Below are 23,900 nucleotides of genomic sequence, written 5' to 3' on the forward strand. Positions count from 1 at the left end.
TCACATAATAAATTAGGTATTAGTCACCTGTCCCAAATAAGTTTTTAAGCGCACCCTCGGCATCTTTGGTGATATCTTTGATGGCATCATCACCTAACACTTCCCCTGCTTGCTCTTGAAGCTGTTGCTCTACATTATTCAAATCAACACCACCCAAAGCATCTTCTATTAACTTTCCAGCACCAGAATTAGTTACACTGGCAGCTACATCTTTGAATAAATTATCCATAATATAGATGGCAGCCTCAGCAGCCAAAACACCACCTTCTTTTTTTCCAATATCTGTCAAATGAACATCTACTGAAGGTGCCTCCAGTTTTTTACCACCTAGAACATTTAGGCTTACCGCAGTTGAAACATTACGAATATAAACGTTCTCAATAATAAATTTTGGACCTTCAGAAGCTTCCTGTGAAGGTGCTGTTTCCGCAGATGAAGATGTCGTTTCGCCACCGGAAGAGCCTGATGTTTGTGACTGTAATTTATTGGCAAAAGACATGACATTCTCATGAATTGCATCAATGTTACTGCCACTTTCACCAAGTTCATAAATCACTGATGGTGTATCAACAACAATTTCATTAATTACAATCACATCACCTGTTACCGTGGTCGGATCCATCTTTAGAGAAACCAATCCCAAAGCGAGTGCATGGTCAGTTTCAAAACCTTCAGGGTTGGCAATATTCAACCCAGATAAACTTGCCTTTCCATTAGCAGGATCAATATTCGTCTCGTTCAAAGTCACAGAGGTTTGAGTAAGTTCTGTTCCTACAGTCTCTACAGCTTCCTTAACAAAAGCATCTAGATTAAATAAAATAAACGCAATGCCACCGATGAATGCGGCAACGATAAAAAGCACAACGAATAGTATAATACGCATGATTTTCTCCTGAAAAGGGAAGCTGAATGTCAATTCACTAATACTAATTTTATCATACGCAAAGTTTTTTAAAAGCGCCATTTCAATTTGCATATAAGATAGATCATTTTATTTCCAGTAACTTAGTGATTAGAATCCTAATGTTTCTAGTTTGAATCTACCTATAGTTTACGTTCAATCAGGTCACTGTCCCTTGACATATACCTAAGAGAATCTAAGTTAGGTTTATCAGGATTGCGGAGGAAAAGGGGCTCCACAATATTCATCACATCGGGTTACCGTTGGGGAACGGACCTGTGCTGAATGAAGTGAAATGAAAGTATTTGATAGGGACGCAGTTGGTAGATTAGCTGCGCAAGATGAATTAGACAGTGAAAAATCACTACGCAAAGATGAAACTTTGCGTAATGTTGACTCATCATCTCATCACATAGAAAAAGCAAATACAGCTTTTGGCCTTTCAATATTTTCCTGGGATACAAAAACAAACAAAGCTTATTTTGATGGTTGCTGGAAAGACCTACTGCAAGGCCATCAATTGAATGGCAACGATATCAGATCACTGCTTGATCTTGTTCATCCAGAAGACTATGGCGTTATTTATCTTGCTTTTTCGGACCTAACACATGGACGCGTTCATAAATTAGAACGCGAAGCCAGATTAGATATTACAGAAAGCGGCATTGAAAAATGGGTTCTTATTCGTGCCGAGTCTATACGAGATGAGCATGGTGATCCTATCGAAATTAATGGTGCCATCTTAGATATTACGAGCTACAAAACCACTGAACAACAAGCTGCGGAAATGATCCACCAAGATATGATGACAGGCTTACCAAACCGTCAACAAATCTTGACTCAGATTGAACAGAGCCAGAAGCAAAGCAGTAAACAAGATACGCCACAAAAAATGGATGTCGCTGTTCTTGATATTGATCGTTTTCGACTTATTAATGAAAGCCTTGGAGAATCTGCGGGAGATGAAGTCATTCGAATTGTTGGCGAACGCTTACGGCGTCAACTTCGCCGCGATGATTTTCTGGCTCGATTAGGTGGTGATCAATTTGCTTTTGCCATTTTATCTTCCCTACAAACAGATGATATTAAAATTAGTTCAAGACTTGAAAAAATTCGACAAGTTATTTCGGACCCAATTAATTTATCGGGCGAAGTCGCGAATCAAGACCCTATTACATTGGAAGTTAACATAGGCTTACGACGTAGTACGACGTCAGAAGACATAAGCGCTGAAAACTTATTACGTGACGCGTCTCTTGCATTACGCGAAGCAAAATCAAGCAATGCAGCAAATTTCGCAGAATTCCATAATGAGTTACATGAAAAACTTCTATCATCAGTTCGTTTCGAGAAAATCATCCGAACTGCACTTACAGAGGATTGGATCGAAGTTCATTACCAGCCCGTTATTGAATCTGTATCAGGAAAACCAACTGGCTTTGAAGCCTTAGTACGTATCAATCATCCTGATGAAGGCTTGATGCCACCCAATATATTTATTCCTGTTGCGGAAGAAACTGGCCTGATAAGAGAGCTAACGCGCACAGTCATTTCAAAGTCTTTGAAACAATTAGCCGTGTGGCGCGAAACAGTACCAAACATGCGCGATATGACAATGGCTATCAATTTATCGCCTGTACAGTTTGAAGATGATGAAATCATCAACGATTTAAAACTTGGTTTACACGAAACCGGGTTAATGGGAAATGATATTAAAATTGAAATCACAGAAAGCCTTTTGATTAAAAGCATGACAGAGACAGTAAAAATTCTTGATGCAATTAAGGAAATGGGTATTCAAATATGTATTGATGATTTCGGAACAGGCTATTCATCTTTATCTTATATCCGCAACTACAGCTTCGATACTTTAAAAATCGATAGATCTTTCATTGAACATGTCACACGTGAACCCAGAGATGCAGAACTTGTACGTTCAATTGTGCAAATGGGACAGAATGTCGGCATGAATATTGTGGTTGAAGGTGTTGAGGAACATGATCAACATGATTTACTTAAAGAACTAGGCTGCCATTTTGTACAAGGATTCCTTGTTGCAAAACCCCTTCCTGCAGAACAGATTGGGGAGTGGTTATTGGAAAACAACCACGTCTAGGCTTTCTTACATCTCTTGATGAACTATTTTTCATTTTATTAATGACCGATAATCGATCTTTCCACTCAAGACCTGAAACAACATTAAACGTAACGCGCGGCACCAGACGCTTACTCGCACAGCTTGGATTTCATGCGATAACCGAGTTATCCCTCAAAAACGGTAGACGTGTTGATCTAATTGGTCTTAATGACAAAGGGAAAATCATCATTGTAGAAGTAAAATCTTCCAAGGAGGATTTTCAAGTTGATGAGAAATGGGAAGAATATCTCCCTTTTTGTGACCAATTTTATTTTGCTGTCAGTTCAGAATTCCCAACAGATCTACTTCCGCCAGATACAGGATTTATTGTCGCTGATGCCTACGGTGCAGAAATTATCAGGGAAGCAACGAATGGTGACTTGAACCCAGCAAGACGAAAAGCGCTCACCATCAGAATCGCACGTATGGCTGCGAAAAAAGTGACCTATATAGAAGATTCCGACTTTCGTTTACCCGATTAGTTATTCATTTTTGCAATTGTACTTGTCGTTGATTGTCCTTCAACCAAGTTTGCTAAGACAACTTCACCGCCCCAGCTTTGAACATCCGTAGCGCCAACAACAGTTTCCACTGTATAATCGGCACCTTTAACCAAGACATCCGGTTTGATCGAGCGAATAAGTTCAATTGGCGTCTCTTCACTAAATATGACAACCATAGCAACCTTGGCCAACGAAGCCAAAACCGTCGCGCGGCTCACTTCATTTTGAATCGGACGGTTTTCACCTTTTAACCGCTTAACGGAGCTATCACTATTTAAGCCAAGAATTAATCGGTCACAATTCACCGAAGCTTGTTCAATTAAAGATATATGACCGGGATGCAATAAGTCGAAACATCCATTTGTAAAACCAACTTTTAATCCCTTTTGTCGCCAACGTTGAGCACGATTAACAGCTGTATCCAAGGAGACAACCTTGCCTTCTCCTTCTTGCCATGAACCACTATGGGCAGAAGACAAAATTTCGTCTGGATAAGCCACAGCAGTACCAACTTTTGCAACGACAATACCCGCAGCAACGTTGGAAAGCCATGCGGCTTCTTCCATTGTCATCCCCGCGGCAATTCCCGCAGCAAAGGTTGCAATAACGGTATCTCCAGCACCAGCAACATCAAATACTTCCATAGCACGAGCATTTAAGTGATGAGGTTCACGATCTTTATAAATCAAGCTCATACCTTGTTCTGAGCGAGTTGCCAATACACCGGCAATAGCACAATTTTCTATCAAGTATTCGCAAGCATTAATAACTTCTTCATCACTGCCAACTGACATTTTTGAAGCTTGCGCCAATTCCTGTCGATTAGGGGTCAAAACAGAAGCACCAGCATAACAGCTAAAATCATCCCCCTTTGGGTCTACAATTACTGGAACATTCGCATTATTAGCTCTTTTAATAATTGCCTGAATAAGGTTTTCACTCAGCACGCCTTTCCCATAATCGGAAAGAATTAAAGCACCAACTTCTGATAACTGCTGCTCAACTTGAGTCAGAATATTCTTTTCCACCTCTCCTGAGATAGATTCAACTTTTTCCCAATCTGCACGAAGTAATTGTTGTCCGCCCGCAACAAAGCGAGTTTTTATAATAGTTGGACGATCTTCTAGTTTCATTAGATTAGCTGTCACGCCATTATGGCTTTCTAACAAATGCTCTAATTCTCGTGCAGGGGCATCATCACCACAAACAGATACCAAATTTGTTGAAACCGACAATGCAGAAAGATTGCGTGCAACATTTCCAGCACCACCAAGATGAGCCTCTTCACGCGAAACATGTAACACAGGAATAGGCGCTTCAGGAGAAACACGCGCCACAGCGCCTTCACAAAAACGATCTAACATGACATCTCCGACACATAAAACACGCGCAGATTTTAGACGTTCCAAATATTGGGAAATATCCTGCCCTGTGACTTCCATTTTGCTTTCCTGCATTTTAAATAATGATGTGTTGAAGCTACATGATTTCAAGCACTTTTGACCAGATTTATTTCCAGCTTTGCTCTTTATAGTAACGTAACGCACCGGGATGAAAGGGTAGTGAGACGTCCTCACGTAACATATATTGGCGCCCCAATCCAGCCAATGCGGGATGCATTTTCTTCAACTGATCTAAGTTTTCAAAAACCGTCTTAACAAGCTTATAAACGATTCTTTCATCCATATCTGCATAAGTAATTAAACCAGATCCAACCGTTAAGACACCTGTATGCCCTTTTAGCACTTTATCCATTTCAGACGCTAATATCGTATAGGAATAGAAACCATACTTCCCCACTAATTCGCCAATTAACTCTTTACTAAAAGGGATAGATCGAAGGCTGCATTCATTTAACGCATTTACAATAGATGCGTTTGCGAAAGAAGTCACAAACGGAATCGCATCCACCTCGCCAGCACAGAGTGCCTTAATTTGCTTCAAAATATTTTGTTCGGTCGTGATGGCAAAATCATCCATCGACCAATTTTTCTGTTTAAGTAGCAACTCAAATGTTTCACGCGCTGCTGTACCATTCGGACCAAGTTGTAATTTTTTGTTCTTTAGGTCTTCAAAAACCTGAAAAAAACTATCGTCCCTTACAAGAACCATTACAACTTCTTCATGCAATCCGAAAACGCGACGTAATTCCTCTCTTGGTCCGTCCGGAAAATCCTCTTCGGAACTACCTGTATATCCCTGTTCCTGCCAATCAGCTTCAAGGATTGCGAAATTCACCCCTGATTCATCTAAGTCATATATATTCTGTAAAGATGTCCCGGGTAACGCTTTACAGCCTCGCGTTCTTACCTCTGCAATATTCTTAAATAAATAACAGATCGACCCTCCAATAGCGTAACTGGTTCTATTATAATCACCAGTTCCAATGAGATAAGCAGAATTATTAGTTGCACTACCCTCTTGAGCATAAGCCTTTAAAGGCAACAAAATGATCAACAGAAGCATGGTCAACATCTGTTGCTTGAAATTTCTTTGCGTCTTTGTTCGAAGGGGATTGAACAAATCTCTTATTCCTTAATCTTCTAAGGCTTTGGCCTGCGTTCAGTATATTGCCAATATATCTTAAAATGTTTAGCTTAAAGCAACCTTAAACATTCCTAAGAAAGTATCTGTAATGGACTTACGCGCTCATATTCGTACTGTGCCTGATTTTCCTAAACCAGGGATTCTCTTCTATGACATCTCAACTATTCTAGCCAATGCGGATGCTTGGAAAGCATGCGTGGCACAATTAAAGGAAATCATAGAACCGATCAAACCCGATTTATTAATTGGTATTGAATCCCGTGGCTTCTTACCTGCAGCTCCTTTGGCATTAGAACTTGGTATTGGTTTCACGATGGTACGAAAGAAGGGTAAATTACCCGGTCAAACCATTGGTCACGAATACGAACTGGAATATGGTACCGATACAGTTGAAATTCAAGCAGACGCCATCGAGAAAGGCCAGCGTGTCGTGATCCTTGACGATTTACTCGCAACAGGCGGCACAATGCGCGCGGCGATTGATCTTGCAACTAAAGTCGGTGCGGATGTTGCTGCATGTGCATGTATTATTGAATTAGAAGGCTTAGGTGGACGGGACGAAATGAACGCCCCGTGCCATAGTCTTGTTCAATACGAGGTCTAGATTTTAAAGTGAAAATTGGGCGAGGCCATTTTTCGCTTCGCCCCCAAGAGCTTCTGCCAAAGCTAACAATTTCTCATCATGTCCCCGCCACGCAAGGAATGACAAACCAACAGGGCGACGATTAACGCGCCCCAATGGGATTGTGATCTGTGGTGTCCCCGTGATTCCAGATAGACAAGTCATACGTAAAGAAGCAAATCTGTAAGCTTCCATCTCTTCAACAGGCAAATCTCTTAATGGCGCTGGTTCATGTGAGGATGGAAAGACTAATATTGTACCGTCTCCAATAATCTTTTTTAAATTATTAGCAACTTCGGCACGTACCTCTTCACCTGCTTTCCATTCAGCTTCAGTTACTGTCCGCGCCCATTCCATACGGCCAGCGACACCGTCACTAAAGGTTGGTTTTTCCTTTTCTACCCAATCCTTATGTGTTTGCCAGATTTCCCAACCTTGCACATGCCGGTTTGAGTTAAACCAATCTTCTATGGTTTCATTGGGACCAGTAAGTTCGACCTCTTCTATATCCCCAAAAATTTCAGCAATCACTTCCAATTTGGGAAGTAACTCTTTAACCACAGCCGAAGATGCTTGATCCCAAATTTCTTTTGGGGCAAGAAATTTAAGATCTTTGGAAGGCGTGTCCCAATCATCAAACAACACCTGACCAACACGACGCAACAATTTGGGATCACGAGCAAACCAGCCGATAGTATCAAACCCCGGCGCCAAAGGAAGGATACCCTCCAACGGAATACGGTTATGTGTTGGCCTTAATCCATATAGTCCGCAATGACTGGATGGAATGCGCACACTGCCACTGGTATCTGAACCAAGAGCAAAATCAACCAAACCACCGGCGACTGCCGAAGCGGAACCACTGCTTGATCCACCCGGGTCGCAATCCAGTGCATTTGGGTTAATCGGCGTTCCATAATGTGAATTATGGCCTATCAAGGAAAATGCCATCTCAACTGTATGGGTAGCCCCCCGGCCTTTAGCACCAGCCGCCAGAAGCTTTTCGATAACTGGTGCATTCTGCATTGCTGCTTCATGAGTACGTAACCAATCTGGATTACCAAAGGAGTTTTTATGACCTGCCATATGAAAGATATCTTTCACAGCAAATGTCATCCCATTAAGCTTCCCCTCGCCTGTGGCATCTGCCTGCCATTCTTCACGAATAAATGCATTAAATGGATCATTCATGACCTTAATATCTCTCTGTTCTAAAATTTATTGTAAATTAACGTTCACGTAATGCGTTTTCTTTGGCTTTAAGAATAGGCTTTAACAGATAATCTAATACGGTCTTGCGACCTGTCAAAATATCCACTGTTGTTGTCATACCTGTTCTAATCGGCTTATCTTCACCCAGATTATTTTGGTCCGTCCGCAAACGAATTCGATAGTAAGTTTCACCTTGTTCATCCGTAATCGTATCCGGGCTAATATCGGTCAAAGTTGCATCCAAACCACCATGGATAGAAAAATCATAAGCAGAGACTTTTACCACAGCTGGTAATCCAGGCCATAGTTGGGCACGATCTGAAGGTTGAATACGCGCCTCAACCAACAACGTATCTTCCAAAGGAACGATTTCAACCAAATCATCCCCAGGGCCCACCACGCCACCAATTGTATTCTTAAGCACCTGTTTCACCACCCCATGTACGGGCGAACGCACATCTGTGCGGACCGCACGATCCACACCAGCGGAAATATCTTCCAGCAAACGCGCCGCATCCACTTGAACAAGGTTCAATTGTTCTTGAGCTTCTGTTTGAAAAGTTAACTCTTTTTCACCTATACGTTCTTCAGCTTCACGTTTTTGAGTTTGAATACGTGGAATCGCCCCACGATTAGCGTCAATTTCCTGATCGATTTCTGCAAGCTTCTGTTGTACACGCAACAAATCAAGACGCGGAGAAGCACCAACATCCACCAATGGCTTCACAAGATCATATTCTTCCTGTGTCACCTTCCGTGTTTTTTGCAATTGAGTAAACTTATTGTCGATCTCTTTTAATTCTTGATCTTTTTGCTCAACTTGGTTGCGCAACAAGCTTAATTGATTTTCTTGCTGACTACGACGTGCCTGAAAAAGCAGTTCTTCTTGTCGTGCAATCTCTGGCGCATTCACCCGAACTTCATCAGGAAATTGAATATTGTTATTTCCATTGATTTCCGCGACAAGACGCGCAGCCTGCGCGGTGAGGTTTAAATACTGTTTTCTCTTTTCCCCAAGTGCAGCTTCCGCAACTTTATTCTCAATCCGCAATAATACTTGGCCTTGTTCAACAACCATACCTTCACTGATAAGAATATTCGAAATAATGCCACCCTCTAAATGCTGAACGATCTTGGTTTGGCCAGTTGGTATAATCTTTCCTTCGCCACGAGTTACCTCATCAAGTTCGGCATTATAAGCCCATATAATAAAACAAACAAAAAAGGTAAAAATCGACAATAACATGACATGGGCGACACGACTGGCACCACGGTTTGCCAGTGGCCCCATCTCGCTATCGGCAATATCTCTTTCCCAGCTTCTTCTAATAGACATAGTTTTACGTCCTCTTAATCTTTAGCTGTTTGAATGCGACCGCTGGCCAAAGCTTCCATAACAGCTTCTTTTGGCCCATCCGCAACAACAATACCGCCATCCATTACAATTAGCCGATCAACCAAAGTCATTAATGATCCGCGATGCGTGACCAAAACCAGCGTTTTATTGCCTATTACTGTCCCAAGACGCGACTTAAATCTACTTTCAGAAGTATTATCCATGGAACTTGTTGGTTCATCCATAACAAGGATAGGTGGATCAAGTAATAATGCACGGGCGACCGCAACAGCTTGACGTTGACCACCAGATAAATTCGCGCCTCTCTCCCCAACAGGCATATCTAGTCCCATCGGATGTTTGGAGGCAAATTCTTCAACCCCAGCAATACGAGCTGCACGAATGATTGCTGCGTCATCAACATAAGGCGCGCCAAGCGCGATGTTTTCTTTTACGGACCCAAAGAATAAATACACATCTTGTGGAACCACACCGATATTACGACGTAAATCTGCCGGATCAACCTGACGGGTATCCGTGCCATCGATCATCACTGACCCTGCAGTCGGGTCATGCAAACCAAGCATCAGGCGTTCAACAGTACTTTTACCAGATCCAATTCGACCAATGATACCAACTTTTTCGCCAGCTTGAATATCAAAACTAACGTTGCGCAAGGCTTCCGTTTGGGCCTCTGGATAAGTAAACCCGACATTTTTATATTCAATATGTCCTGTGAATGTCGGACGATGTACAAATGTGCGACCTTGTGGACGTTCAACAGGTGTCTGCATCATATCATCAAGTGCAGACAATGCCTGTTTTGCCTGATGGAAACGCGTTGCTATCCCTGCAATTTGTCCGAGAGGTGCCAAAGCACGACCTGACAAAATAGTACAAGCGACCAAGGCCCCAACTGTTAAATCACCATTTTGAATTAGGTAAACACCAACTACGACAACCCCGACCGTAACCATCTGCATGGACATACCGGAAAAATTCATGGCCAATTGAGCCCAACGTGTCGTTAACATGGAAGAGCGGGCTGTCCGGCTTGTAAACACTTCCCAAGCACGTTGCATACGACTTTCAGCCGCAGCCAGTTTAATGGTCTCAATACCTGTAATTGCTTCCACCAATATTGCGTGTTTTTGTTGAGCTTCTTGATGTGTATCTTTCATCACCTTTTTCATTGGCATTTGCATCAACAAACCCACCAAGGCAACAATGATTACGATCGACGCGGGTACCATTACTATAAAACCACCGCCAATCACATAAATGATTGTCAGGAAAAGCAATATGAATGGTAAGTCAATCAGCGTTACCAGAGTACTGGAGGTAAAGAATTCTCGAAGAGATTCAAATTCCCGCATGGAATTGGCAAGTGCCCCTGCTGATTGCGGCCGATCCGCCATTTTCATACCAAGCATTTGTTGGAATAAACGCGCAGCAATGCGCGTATCAGCCGTCTTCCCAGCGACATCCACGAGATATCCCCTAAGAAGCTTTAGAATAAAATCAAAGCCAAACACCATTGTAACACCGATTGCCAAGACCCATAAGGTTTCTTCAGCAAAGTTCGGGACAACCCGATCATACACATTCATCACAAAAAGCGGACTTGCAATCGCGAAACAGTTGATCAACAGAGCAGCCATCATCACTTCCAGATAAAGGCGCCAGGAAGACATAATATTTCCCCAGAACCAATCCTTCGGGTTTTCAACCTTTTCTTCTTTTGCACGGGCATCAAATTGAAATTCAGGTCGCGCAAAAAGGGTGTAACCAATATAATTTTCTTTTAGTTCTTCGAAACTAACTACTTTGGTTCCTGCCCCCATCTCCGGCAACAAGATCGTTGCCTTTCCACCAGAAGAAATTTCCGTTAAAACAGCAGCACGCTGCTCCTTTAACAATAGGACACACGGTAAGGTCAGACGACTAATTGCATCTAAATTCTGTTTCTGAAGCCTTGCTGTAATACCCGCTCGCTCTGCTGCACGAATAAACAAATCCGGCGTCATATGCCCTTCTTCTTCAAGGGGAAGGCCTGCCGTTAAAGCATTTGCAGAAATAGGCCGATCTTGAAGTGTACATAGAATGGTCAGACATCCCAACAAAGGATCATCATTTTGCCCTGTATTGGGTTTAATATGCCAACGTGGACTTGCCCGACGTTCGCCGTTTCTGCGTTCCTCATCCGGTTTTTTTTGTGCAGCTGTTTTAGTCCCAATCTTAGAGAACTCATCGCTTGTTGCGTTTTCCGCAACAGCTTCTTTTTCATCATTCTTCCGTGCAAAAGCTGCTTTACGAGCCTTTTTCATAACACGTGGTTGAGCATCTTCCTGAGATGAACTCTTCTTATCCAGCTTCGAATGTTTATCATCCGATTGTGTGTTTATCTTTTTGGCTGCGCTGAAATCAATTTCTTCATCCTCGGTCTCTATCTTCGTCAATTGCTCGATTTCAGTTGTTGACGCCGTCTTTGCCGCCGCAAAATCGATCTCCTCATCATCTTCCTCAAGATCAGATGAGATCCCAGTTCTTTCAGCAGCTTCCTCTAACGGTTTTTCTGCATCTAAAAGTGCTGGGGTTTCTTCTTGTGCGGCTTTGGAATCTAATATGGCTTGACGAATTTTAAGTAAGACTTCCTCGCCACTTTCTTCATGGCTTCCAGCCCCAGTGTTCACAAGCTCTTCTGTCGCTTTGACAGTGTCCTTGCCTGTTTCTTGATCTACTGTATTCTCTTTATCCGTCATATTATCTATCACATTAGAATTTATTAGATAGGCATTGGTTTTCATGGAGAAAACTATACCTAATCGGTTTCAGTTTCCACTTATTCGCATCCGAAAGCAACATTAGAAGAGTGTCACATCCGAAAACCCATCGAATTTTACTTAAAATTCATATTTTGCCTTAAGAAAAATGGCACCTCTCAAATACGAGAGGTGCCATTCACTCCGATCCATTCTACCTGAGGGGCTATTAAGAGGTAGGTGGTTCTTCGGAACTTTCGATGTTAACAGCCGTATCAAGACCTTCAACGAGAACAACATCAGCGTCATTAGCGCCACGCTCCTCTTCGCCCTCACCCTTGAATAGGTCGTCTTTCATGTCCATCAATTCTTCAGCACTTAAGGCGCCGCTATCATCGGTATCTGCATCATATTCGGAAACATTCTCTTCTCCAAAAATTGATGCATCCACATCAACAAGTTTTAATGCATCGCCATTATCGCCAAGCTTGATGATTGTATCATTACCATCTGCAAAGATATCCATATCGTCACGACCATAACCACTGATGATTAATTGATCTGTACCGGCTTCAAAATCATGGATAGTATCCACACCATCGCCTTCTGCGAAGAAGAATAAGTCTTGCTGGTCATCACCATCTCCACCTTCTTCACCACCCCAAAGCTGATCACCGCCTTCGAAATCGATTTCAACATTTTCATCAACTTCAACAGTCACAACAGCGTCATCATAGTCTCTATCGCCGCCACCTTTCAGATCTTCGAAGCCAAGTTCACCATCTTCATCAATTTGAACATGGACAATACCATCCGGGTTCATCTCAGCAGGTCCATCGAAGTAAGCAGGTTCACTACGTCCTTTCAAGACATCACCATCTGGATCAACAACAACCCATTCATCTTGAGCATTTTTCTGGAAGGTAACCTCCATACCATCTTCAAGATCATTGTTGCGGCGATCGCCATCCGGGATCAGGAAGAAACCGATATCATCAGCTGTTTTACCAGCAGGGATTTCAATTTCGTATTCTTCGCCTTGTGCTGTTTCGTTTCTTAAATCTTTCCAGATCAAGACGCCTTCAGTAGGTTCGCCATTCTCATCCTTCACATAATAACCGAAGCTATTATGATAACCGGCACGAGAACTTTCAAATGTCACCGTAACTGTTTCGGACACTTCAACTTGAGCTTTACCATCATCTGTACCACCCGCGATGAAGTCAGATCCAGCACCGCCTGCGATCGTATCATCGTTCGCACCACCAGTGATAATATCATCACCTAGGTTACCAGAAATATGATCTTCGCCAGCACCGCCATGTAGACTGTCATCAAAACTTGCAGGATCTTTCCAATCAAAGTCAATGTTTGTGATCCAGTAATCAGAACTATCTCTCGTGGTTTCCTGACCGCCAGAATATTCTGTTGCAGTGAATACCAATTGGTCAAATCCATCAGGAATATTGATATTAAGTTCAGTCTGGTTATTACCTTGTGTCGCGGTAAAGGTACCTTCACCGACAACTTCGCCATCTTTCATCGCAACCCATTTACCTTGTTCATGGGCTTCACTGCGACCTTCATGACGGTTACCTTCATTTCTATAAAGGTTAGAGATACCAACCGTTGCAGAACTCACATCCTGATCAAACGATACAGACAATTCTTCAGAAACATCATTCTCTTTGTCATAACCCAACTGACCATTTACACCAGCACTTGGGGTGCCAATAACGGCAAAAGCTTTACCGGCACGAGAATTACCTGTGGAAATTTGTGCATCTTGTAAGCCACCCTCACCATCAGATGTCTTCGCAGTTACAGTGAAGCCCATATCAGTGTCACGTACATTTTCCCAAGTGATGGAACCGCCATCACCTTCGATATATGTACCGCCGTCACCGATGATTGTATCGTCACCCGCATTACCAGCAATATAATCATTACCGGAACCACCAGTCAGAACATCATTACCAGCACCAACTTCGTTAGCAACATCAACATGAATTGTCGCAACTGTCACTGCAACATCATCATCTGTTGCGCCAGCAACTTCACCATCAGCCTCGCTATCTGTCGCTGTCGCTGTTACTGTTATATCAAAGTTTGCAGTACCCGTTGGAACACTTAATTCAAGACCATCCAATTGATCCGGTGCCAGATCGTATTCTGTGGCGCCTGTGAATTCCTCACCAGCAGCATTGGTTAAGACTGCATTTGTATTGAAGCCGGATAAGTTAATGGACAATGTCTCAGACGTATCTGTATCTTTCAAATATGCCTCTACATTCAAGCTTGTAGTCGCCATACCTTCATATACGTCGCCATAAATTGCATCATTACCCGCACCGCCATCGATCGTATCATCGCCAGCTCCACCAAGGATACGGTCATCGCCATCTGTTCCAACAAGAACATCATCCGTGCCCGCATCACCTGTCGCTGTTACATTTTCATCAACAGATACTGTTGGCTGATCAGCAACCGCATTCACATTCACTTGAAGTTGTGCAGTTGTGCTATTTGTCTCAACAGCCTTCGTTTCAGGATCAACATCCTGGCTGTTAACTGTGACGGTTAATGTCATATCTTCGGCACTATGTTCTGCAGGTGTCAGTGTAATACCATCGATATCATCAGGTGATACTGTCCAGATACCTGTATCTTCATCATAGTCACCTGCAGATAGTTCAGCGCCCTCAGGCAGACCTGAAATTTGATAATTCACAATACTTTCAGAACCATCTGTATCAGTGACAGTTGCAGAGATGTCCAACTCAATTGGTGTGTCTTCATCTGTATTAATAATGTTATCTGGCTCAACACTACGCTCAAAGCTAATAGAGTTGATCAAATAGTCATCATTGCGATCCGTGCCTGCATGGAAGACGATTTCATCAAAATCAGAACCATTGGTCGGTGCTAATGTCACAGCCTCGTCAATACGATCCGTCACACCACGGAAAGTAACTTCACCAACTTTCACGCCATCTTTGTAGAATTCTACGGTCGCATCTTCTGTACGATTTTGCCATGCCATGGACACATCAACAGAGGAAACATCTTGATCAAACTCTACAGAGATACTTTCAGAGCCATTTTCATTACTTCCAAGTTCCGAACCATGACCAGAAGCACGTCCAACCACACCAAAACCTGTATGTGCTGGATGCGCATTAATACTGATTTCACCATCAGATCCATCGATATTCTTCGCAGATACTGTAAATCCTTGATCCGCATCCGTATCTTTCACATTGCTGATATCAATTGTGACAGTCTCAACCGCAGTAGCCTCGACTGACAATGTAGGCGTATCCGCAACAGCATGAACTTCAACAGTCATCGTTTCTGCTTCTGTAGAAGCTGTAGTCACATCACCTGTCTCAGGATCGATTTCCTTACTATGCGCAACAACAGACAGGGCCATATCCGCACCACTATCCACAGGCGGAGTGATACTTAGCCCATCAATGTCATCCGCGTCCACGGACCAGCTATTTGTTGCTTCGTCATAAGTACCTGCAGATAAAGTTGCACCAGATGGCACACCTGTGATTGTGATGCCCGTTACTTCACCACCATCAGCAGCTTCGGCAGTGATATCCAAGGCAATGCCTGTATCTTCGTAACCGGAAGCATTCTCAACATCAAGATCAGCTGCGTCTGCAACCGCATCAACAGTCACATTCAGTTGCGTTTTGGAAACATTGGTAGAAGTCTCACCAGTTTCACTATCTGTATCTGTTGCAATAGCACCGATTGTTAATGCGAAATCCTCTGCACTATCTAATGGAGGTGTAATTGTTACACCATCAGCAACCTCAGCAGGGCTCAACGTCCACACACCGTCGACAAGCTCACCTGCAGATAGAGTTGCTCCCAAAGGAATGTCTTCTATCGTATAAGATGTAATTACTTCTGATCCATCTGTATCGGTCACAACAGCAGAGAAATCCAACTCGATGGCTGTATCTTCGTCTCCAGACGCATTATTAACCGTTAAGTCTGGTGCGTCGGCAACTGCATCAACATTTACATTCGCATCAACTTTTGCCGTAGATGTCTCCTCACCTGTCAACAAGTTAACGACATTCGCAGAAACATCTAAATTCATAACACTATCGTCATCTGACGGCGGTGTAATCGTCAAACCATCCATTTGATCTGCGGTAAATGTTACAGAACCATCTGCATTCACTTCACCTGTTTTATTAAACAAAGCACCATCTGGAATATCGTAGAAGGTATAAGAGGTAACTTCAGCAGCGCCTGTATCAGTGGTTAATGTTGCAGAAACATCAATTGCAATAGCTTGATCTTCATCACCTTGCATCAAACCAACATTCACTGTTGCACTTACATCAACAGCAGGGCCATCAAATTCGATATCTTCCCAATCCTTAACGGTGAGGCCTATTGCATCAAAGGTTTCTGATGGTCCATCAGAACTGGAGGCATCGCTGTTATCCTGAATGAATTTTTTCAATGCGATAAGATCAGCGACAATTGCCGGATCAGATAAATCATCTGCGGAATATGTCACCACCAAAGTATCAACATTCGAGCCACCAGCGTAGACTTCACCAGCACCACCTTCACCAATCGTAAAGTGACCTGTATCATCACCGCTACCTGCATCGACAGTATCAATACCTGCGCCACCATCAAGTGTATCCTCGCCTGTACCGCCTTCTAAAATGTCATTTCCAGCATTACCGGAAATATCATCATCGCCTGCACCGCCAAGAAGAGTATCATCACCCGCTACTTCATAGCCACGTAAAGAAACGCTATCAATCAAAGCACCATAGCTATCGCTTAATCCTGTACCAGAGAAAACAAGGTTATAGTCACCAGCCTCAATTCCCTCAATATCGAAGGAAGCATCTTGCCAACCCTTTTCAACATCCTCAAAGGATTCAGACCAAACTACTTCACCATTTGAATTCACTAAAGAAACAGAGAAATCGCTTGTTTCCTCGGCATCCAATGCACCTTTATCGCGACCAGAATATTGGAATGCCAATACAAAGCTACCAGCTGTTAAAGCCACTGCTTGTTGCACAGTAGAATTATAATGTGCATCCAACTCAAGGAAGCTATCATCAGAGGCAGGTGTCCCACCATGACCACGGTCCTGAATTTCAATATGACCTTCTGTCGCTGTCCAACCTTCAATATTTTTGAAAGTACTCCAGCTACCCGGTGTATCAGCTTCAAATTCGCCGTTCACAATCAGGTTCTCACCCAATCCAAGCTCGCCATCACCAATCAGAACATCATCACCCTCGTTACCTTCGATATGGTCATCACCGGCACCGCCTGTAATTGTATCGTCACCATAGCCTGTCATATGCGATACATCGACACTGATCGTTGCAACTTCTTCTGCAACATCGTCCGATGCATCCGCCACTTCGCCCTCAGCTTCACTATCGGTCGCAGTCGCGGTAACCGTAATGTCAAAGTTAGCCGTATCAGTCGGCACACTTAGCTCTAGTCCTTCAAGTTGATCAGCCGTGAGGTCGTATTCCGTTGCACCTGTGAATGTTTCACCAGCCGCATTGGTCAAAACTGCATCAATACCAAACCCGGATAGCGTAATAGACAACGTTTCTGATAAATCTGTATCATTCAACGATGCTGCAATATCCAAGCTGGTTTTTGCCATACCTTCGAAACTATCACCGATTAAGGTATCATTACCTGCACCGCCATTGATTTCATCATTACCAGCCCCACCTGTGATACGATCATCACCGCTTGTACCAGTCAATGTCAAATCATCACCAGTATCCCCAACAGCTGTCACATCTTCATCAACGGTTAAGTTTGGTGTATCCGCCACCGCATTCACAGTGACTGTAACAGTTTGTGCTTCAGAGGTTGCTGTTGAAGCTTCCCCACCATCAGGGTCCGATTTAGACGTATGCACGACAACAGATAGATCAAAGTCTACACCACTATCTGCTGGTGGTGTAATCTTAAGACCGGACACATCTGTAAAGGTAATGGAACCATCAGGGTTCTCGGTACCCGCAATATTAAACGAAGCACCTGCTGGGATATCGGAGACCGTATAACCCGTAACAACAGAACCATCATCTGTAGTTGCATCAATATCCAAGGCAATCGCTGTATCTTCATTGCCAGAAACATTCTCAACATCAAGATCAGCCGCTTCTGCAACCGCATCAACAGTCACTTTGATCTGACCAGAAGAAGTCGCTGTAGAGGTCTCACCTGTTTCTGTATCTTTATCCGTTGTGGTCGCTGTCACATTCAAGGTGAAATCAGCGGCACTGTCGGCAGCAGGGGTTACTGACACACCTTCGGCCACTTCTGCAGGGGTCAATGTCCAAGTATCTGTATCGGCATTATAAGTACCTGCAGATAAGCTTGCACCAGATGGCACACCTGCAATGCTGTAAGACGTAATCTCTTCAGAACCATCTGTATCTGTTACAACCGCAGAGAAGTCCAGATCAATCGCTGTATCTTCATTACCAGACGCATCATTCACACTTAGGTTTGGCTTATCCGCAACCGCATTCACGGCAACAGTAGCCGTTTCTGAACCTGTCGATGTCACTTCATCAGTAAGTAAGTTGGTTACATTGGCAACCACAGACATATTAAAATCATCAGCACTATCTGCAGGCGGGGTAATTTTCAAACCTGCAATATCAGCGGCATCAACAGTCCACGTTTCTGCAACCACATCGTAGGTACCAGCAGAAAAACTTGCACCAGAAGGAACATCAGAGAAAGTATAGGAAGAAATCTCGGCAGCACCACTATCTACAGACAATGTCGCAGACACATCTACAGCAATAGCTTCATCCTCATTACCTTGTATCAAACCAACATTTACAGTTGCACTGACATCGATAGCAGGGCCATCAAATTCAACATCCTCCCAATCCTGAACCGTCAGACCAATTGCATCAAATGTTTGTGACGGCCCATCTGTACTTGAGGCATCACTATTTGCCTCGATGAAGCTTTTCAAAGCCACCATATCAGCAACGATTGCCGAATCAGCAAGATCATCAGCAGAATAAGAAACAGTTAATGTATCCGTACCTGAACCACCCTTATACACCTCACCAGCATTATCTTCACCGCCAGTAATGCCTCCCTCACCAATTGTGAAACGGCCAATATCGTCGCCTGAACCACCATCAATTAAATCAATACCGATACCGCCATCTAAATCATCGCTATTAGCACCACCAAATAGGCCATCAGCGCCTTCGCCGCCTTCGATAACATCATCACCTTCATTTCCTTGGATAGCATCAGAACCTGCACCACCATAAATGGTGTCACTACCTTCATTACCAAAGATGACATCATCACCACCTTCACCATAAACCGTATCATCACCTGCGCCAGCCTGAATAATATCATCACCAGCAACAGCTTCATTAATTGTCACAGGTAAGGTATTTTCAATTGTACCTGGAATATTAGGCGCATCCACAGAGAAGCCTATTTCAATTTCATTGATACCTTCTTCGGCTAAGAAAGTTACATTACCAATTTGGTCACCCGTCACCAACCAGCGACCATCCGGTTGCTGAACAGCAGGCTCACCCGCACTCACACCCTCTGGCAAAGTCAACAAGAAAGTAACATCCGGCGAGTTCAAATTCGCATCAACATCAACATCCGTCGATCCATCAGACTGAACAGTAGAGGTTGTAATTGTGTAAACAGTGGATACATCCAGCGTAAATTCAGAACCAGAACCAGCATCACCATAAATCACATCATCATACGCGCTACCCTTCATAGTGTCGGCACCACCGCCACCACGAAGTGTTACAGCCTCTGCAAAAGCAGAAGCATCAAAGAATTCATCACCAGAAAATTTCGGATCAAATGCAGGCGGCTCGCCCAAATCAAGATCAAGTGCATAAGTTAGAACTGGAGGCTCGGAAAGATCGGTAAAACCACCATCTGGGCCACCACCAGTACCAGTACCAGCACCATCATCATCATCCAAACCACCTAAAGGGGGAGTTGGGTCTGGCGCACCCGCCCCAACAGCATTATCATCAACGCGCTCAAAACCTTCAAGTGCTTCTACAGCGTCAGCAAATCTGGAACCATAACTCGTGACAGGGGAACCTGCAGATTCGCCAGATGCCGTATCAATACCCTGCAAAGCATCTGCCAATGCATCCAAATCGGCCGTTGATTCAATCAACTCCTCTGCGGACATAGTGCCACCATCTGCAAGAAGCAAAATCGGAGGCTCCTCAGAGAAAGCCGCATCCACAAGAGAATTTAATATAATTTGGGAACCGTCAGCAAATGTAATAATGATATCATCATCAGTTTGCTCAACTTCCACATCACCCAAAGAGAAGGTCAAACGCAATGGCTGACCAGGCTCAACTTGATATTCCGCGACTTCCCCACCAGATGGTTGCTCAAGAACGATTGCACGCTCCGCCAACTCAGCTGTTTCCGCAGTCACATTAAAAACAGAACCGTCATTACCTGTAATATCAGACATTCTCTTTTACCTCTTTAAACAATGTCGCTTAGCAGCCCGCCCACCATATCTCACGACATATCAGCAACCCAACACAGATCACCACATATTAGAATTCAGCTTCAAGATATAGGATAAGATATATATTTCAACAAAAAATTATTAAAATTTATTTAAAATTTTATATATTTAAAATATTAATATAAAACAATGACTTAAATACACTCAGCAAGAAATGAAACCACTTGGATTTAAAAATTTTCAGGAAATACGCGTCAAAACCCCAAAAAAAATGAGCCCTAGCCATGAAGAATCACTTAGAACGCGCTTTCATCCTCAGCATATAATTCAAGTATGGCACCATCAGCCCCCTCAACACCACTTGCCTGAACTTGATCAGTTCCAGCATCAAATGCGGCGTAATCTACAACGGGCACATCCTGCTCCAGCTCACCAAATTCAACAGGATCACTTGTCGGAGCCACTTCCCCATCAGATGCACTTACAACTCGCTCTGACACTGGCGCAACCTCTTCTTTAACCTTAGAGGTAGGATCCAATGTTAAAGGCTCCTCCAATTCAAAAACCTCCAAATCCATAGCATTAGGATCAAGCACATCCCCTTCGATCTCTTCTAGCTCCACCGGGTCAAGAATTGGCGCATCCAAGCCCCCTATTTCCTCACCCAAAACCGGATCAATATTGATGCTTTGCGCATCTTTAGCGGCCAAATCAACTTCCTTATGCGGCACAGGGTCAAACTCACTAGTAGCCTCGATAGGCTTCGGAACCTCAAGTGAGGCTAACAATACCCCACCTGTCGCCAACACACGATAGACACCAAAAATCGCCTGAAACTCTGTAGAAATCATATTTGTACGCGCCAGAAAATATTCATTCTCAGCATCCAATAATTCCAATAGACTACGCCCACCCAGATCGAACTGTTGACGATAAGTGGTACGAACTACGTCATTCGCCTCCACCTCACGACGTTGAGCACGTACACGACTTACCGAACCATCACGCGCATTCCACGCAAGGCGCATATCTTCTTCGGTCAGACGAACCGCACGGTTATACTGCTGTCGGGATTGAGCGATACGCGCCAAAGATTCTTGACGCCTATATGTATCTTCACCACCATTATACAGATTATAAGTCATACGGATCATTGCTTCAGCCGTATACTCAGCACCACGCGTCCCATCTACGTTACGATTCGCATCAGCGCCTAATTCCAAATTTACGGTTGGAAAAAAGCCTGATTTCGCAGCATCAAATTCTCGTATTGATGTTTCTAGATCTGCCTTGGAGACATTGACAGTTGGATTATTTTCAATCGCCCAATCAATTGCCTCATCCAGACTAGCTGGCATCGCCCAAAACGGCGCTACTGGCCGCTCCAAAGACACGGGGCTTTCCCCAATAATTCTTACATATGTCGCATCTGCATCACGTAAGCGCACACGGGCATCCTCTAAAGAGGCCTGCGCAGCAGCCAAACGGGAAGCCGCTTGTTGTTGATCCGCAATTGTTGCAGCCCCACCTTCAACCTTACGCGTTACCAAATTCAATGTTTCTTCGTGCATAAGCACATTGTCTTCACTAAGCTCGGTAAGTTCGCGTTGACGACGCGCTTCAAGATATGCCTGAATCGCGTCCAAACCAATCTGTTCTGAAGTTTGACGCACACGACGTGTTGCAGAGATAACACGGCTTTCCTGACGCGCTACTTCTGAATCAGTTGCATAGCCATCGAAAAGCATCTGAGTAACACTTAATCCGCTTTCATAGCGGTTCATCGAATTGTAACTATCGCCTGAATTTCGAGCCCCAGGGTCGTCCGTATATTCATGACCAACCCCCGCATTAAAGTCCAAATCAGGCCTGTAAGCTGCTTCGGATTGTTTTAATTCATACTCGGTGGCTCGACGATCTTCAATGACGATACCAATATCTGGATTTGTTTGTAACGCAGTCCGCACTGCTTCTTCCAAAGGAACTGCCAATGCAGTGCTACTCATCAATACTGATGCGAGTGAAAACCCAAGAAATCGCTTCATTATGTCAGACCCAACCGTCTTTATCTTATTATTACTCAATTCCACTCCCATCTCTGCGAAAAGATACGAGTACCCCCCATCCATCTCTTCTATACTATACAGTCGGTAATTAGCAATGACCACTCAATTAACTATATAGCTAAACATGAAATAGATAAATTTTTATGTAAATGCATAATAATAAAAATACAAGCAATTATTCTCCTAAAATTAGAAACACACGAAAACGTGACGAAATAATATTATCAGAATCAATTTAGATCAGGCAAGAATGACTTAACTTAACGCAGATTAACAGGATTTTACCACCAAAAGTCTTGACGCCTGCCTATATTCTATGTTGACCTTAACCCAATGATATAAAGAATGGGTCGGAAAATCACCCAACTTATATAAAAATATATAGAACAAATAAAAATGCTATACTCTCTGCTTTTTTGAAGAGTGTAGGTTCAAGGGGTACCGTGGTGACGGATAAGTCTGTTGTTTTGCAAGTAGATGACTTGCATAAGAGCTTTGGCAATGTCGAAGTATTAAAAGGCGTTTCGCTAACTGCACGACAAGGTGACGTAATTTCCATGCTTGGATCTTCTGGATCAGGCAAAAGTACATTCTTGCGCTGCTTGAATATGTTGGAAATCCCCAATTCTGGAAAAGTAACAGTACATGGCGAAACCATCGGCATGTCCACTGATCGAAGTGGAAGCACTATACCTGCAGATATGAAGCAAGTAGAACGCATCCGTTCACGACTTGCTATGGTGTTTCAAAGTTTCAATTTATGGTCTCATATGACTGTGTTGGAAAATGTCATTGAAGCCCCAATTCACGTATTAGGAAAAAGCAAAGCAGAAGCAACAGAACAAGCCAAAGAATTACTAGATAAAGTGGGTATCTACGAACGCGCCGACTACTATCCATCCCATATGTCTGGTGGCCAACAACAACGCGCGGCTATTGCCCGTGCCTTGGCTATGGATCCAGAGGTGATGCTGTTTGATGAACCGACCTCTGCCCTCGATCCAGAATTAGTGGGCGAGGTTTTAAAAGTTATGCGTGATCTCGCTGATGAGGGCCGCACGATGATCGTCGTGACCCATGAGATGGGCTTTGCCAAAGATGTAAGTTCCGACGTGATCTTCTTACACGAAGGCCGCATTGAGGAAGAAGGTCAACCAGAAGAAATCTTCACGAACCCTCAATCAGAACGTTTCCGTCAGTTCCTCGCGAAAACACGAGACTGACCCACCCATTTAATTAAAACTCTATCGGACAGGGTGGCTGATAGAATAAATTAACGGT

The 23,900-nt window shown here is 43.5% G+C and carries 12 protein-coding genes; 4 read left to right on the plus strand and 8 right to left on the minus strand.

Annotated elements, in window-relative coordinates; genetic code table 11:
- Nucleotides 1–19: 19 nt before the first annotated feature.
- Complete coding sequence (locus tag E1160_RS14290) at nucleotides 20–883, minus strand: AsmA family protein (protein WP_155156351.1); 864 nt, start codon at nucleotides 881–883, stop codon at nucleotides 20–22.
- Between the two features lie 313 nt (nucleotides 884–1,196).
- Here E1160_RS14290 and E1160_RS14295 point away from each other — a divergent pair, with 313 nt between their 5' ends.
- Nucleotides 1,197–3,017: a putative bifunctional diguanylate cyclase/phosphodiesterase gene (locus E1160_RS14295; protein ID WP_155156352.1), complete on the plus strand. Its 1,821-nt coding sequence runs from the start codon at nucleotides 1,197–1,199 to the stop codon at nucleotides 3,015–3,017.
- On the plus strand, nucleotides 2,990–3,520 hold the full coding sequence (locus E1160_RS14300; protein ID WP_328597163.1) for an MmcB family DNA repair protein: 531 nt from the start codon (nucleotides 2,990–2,992) through the stop codon (nucleotides 3,518–3,520). The genes E1160_RS14295 and E1160_RS14300 overlap by 28 nt, the downstream gene beginning before the upstream one ends.
- Here the strand turns inward: E1160_RS14300 and rfaE1 are convergent.
- A complete protein-coding gene (rfaE1, locus tag E1160_RS14305) occupies nucleotides 3,517–4,983 on the minus strand; it encodes a D-glycero-beta-D-manno-heptose-7-phosphate kinase (protein WP_155156354.1) in 1,467 nt (488 codons plus the stop codon). The genes E1160_RS14300 and rfaE1 overlap by 4 nt on opposite strands.
- Before the next feature lie 67 nt (nucleotides 4,984–5,050).
- Nucleotides 5,051–6,007, minus strand: a complete 957-nt coding sequence (locus tag E1160_RS14310; RefSeq protein ID WP_218048919.1) for a TAXI family TRAP transporter solute-binding subunit — start codon at nucleotides 6,005–6,007, stop codon at nucleotides 5,051–5,053.
- A gap of 169 nt (nucleotides 6,008–6,176) precedes the next feature.
- Between E1160_RS14310 and E1160_RS14315 the strand changes: the two genes are divergently transcribed.
- Nucleotides 6,177–6,692 (plus strand): adenine phosphoribosyltransferase, encoded by a 516-nt coding sequence (locus E1160_RS14315; protein ID WP_155156358.1) that lies wholly within the window; start codon nucleotides 6,177–6,179, stop codon nucleotides 6,690–6,692.
- A gap of 3 nt (nucleotides 6,693–6,695) precedes the next feature.
- Here the strand turns inward: E1160_RS14315 and E1160_RS14320 are convergent, their stop codons facing one another.
- The 5 genes from E1160_RS14320 to E1160_RS14340 form a co-directional block, all read right to left on the minus strand.
- The gene (locus tag E1160_RS14320) at nucleotides 6,696–7,901 is read right to left on the minus strand and encodes an amidase (RefSeq protein WP_155156360.1); all 1,206 of its coding nucleotides are present in this window, start codon (nucleotides 7,899–7,901) and stop codon (nucleotides 6,696–6,698) included.
- Nucleotides 7,902–7,938: 37 nt separating this feature from the next.
- Nucleotides 7,939–9,258, minus strand: coding sequence for an HlyD family type I secretion periplasmic adaptor subunit (locus E1160_RS14325; RefSeq protein WP_155156362.1), 1,320 nt, complete (start codon nucleotides 9,256–9,258; stop codon nucleotides 7,939–7,941).
- A gap of 14 nt (nucleotides 9,259–9,272) precedes the next feature.
- Nucleotides 9,273–12,020, minus strand: a complete 2,748-nt coding sequence (locus E1160_RS14330) for a type I secretion system permease/ATPase (RefSeq protein WP_218048920.1) — start codon at nucleotides 12,018–12,020, stop codon at nucleotides 9,273–9,275.
- A gap of 229 nt (nucleotides 12,021–12,249) precedes the next feature.
- Nucleotides 12,250–20,553: a DUF4114 domain-containing protein gene (locus tag E1160_RS14335; RefSeq protein WP_155156364.1), complete on the minus strand. Its 8,304-nt coding sequence runs from the start codon at nucleotides 20,551–20,553 to the stop codon at nucleotides 12,250–12,252.
- 296 nt (nucleotides 20,554–20,849) lie between these two features.
- Nucleotides 20,850–22,637, minus strand: a complete 1,788-nt coding sequence (locus E1160_RS14340; protein WP_218048921.1) for a TolC family outer membrane protein — start codon at nucleotides 22,635–22,637, stop codon at nucleotides 20,850–20,852.
- Nucleotides 22,638–23,065: 428 nt separating this feature from the next.
- Between E1160_RS14340 and E1160_RS14345 the strand changes: the two genes are divergently transcribed.
- Complete coding sequence (locus E1160_RS14345; protein ID WP_328597164.1) at nucleotides 23,066–23,842, plus strand: ABC transporter ATP-binding protein; 777 nt, start codon at nucleotides 23,066–23,068, stop codon at nucleotides 23,840–23,842.
- Nucleotides 23,843–23,900 lie beyond the last annotated feature (58 nt).

Source organism: Curvivirga aplysinae (genome assembly GCF_009711445.1).
Classification (GTDB): domain Bacteria; phylum Pseudomonadota; class Alphaproteobacteria; order UBA8366; family Aestuariispiraceae; genus Curvivirga; species Curvivirga aplysinae.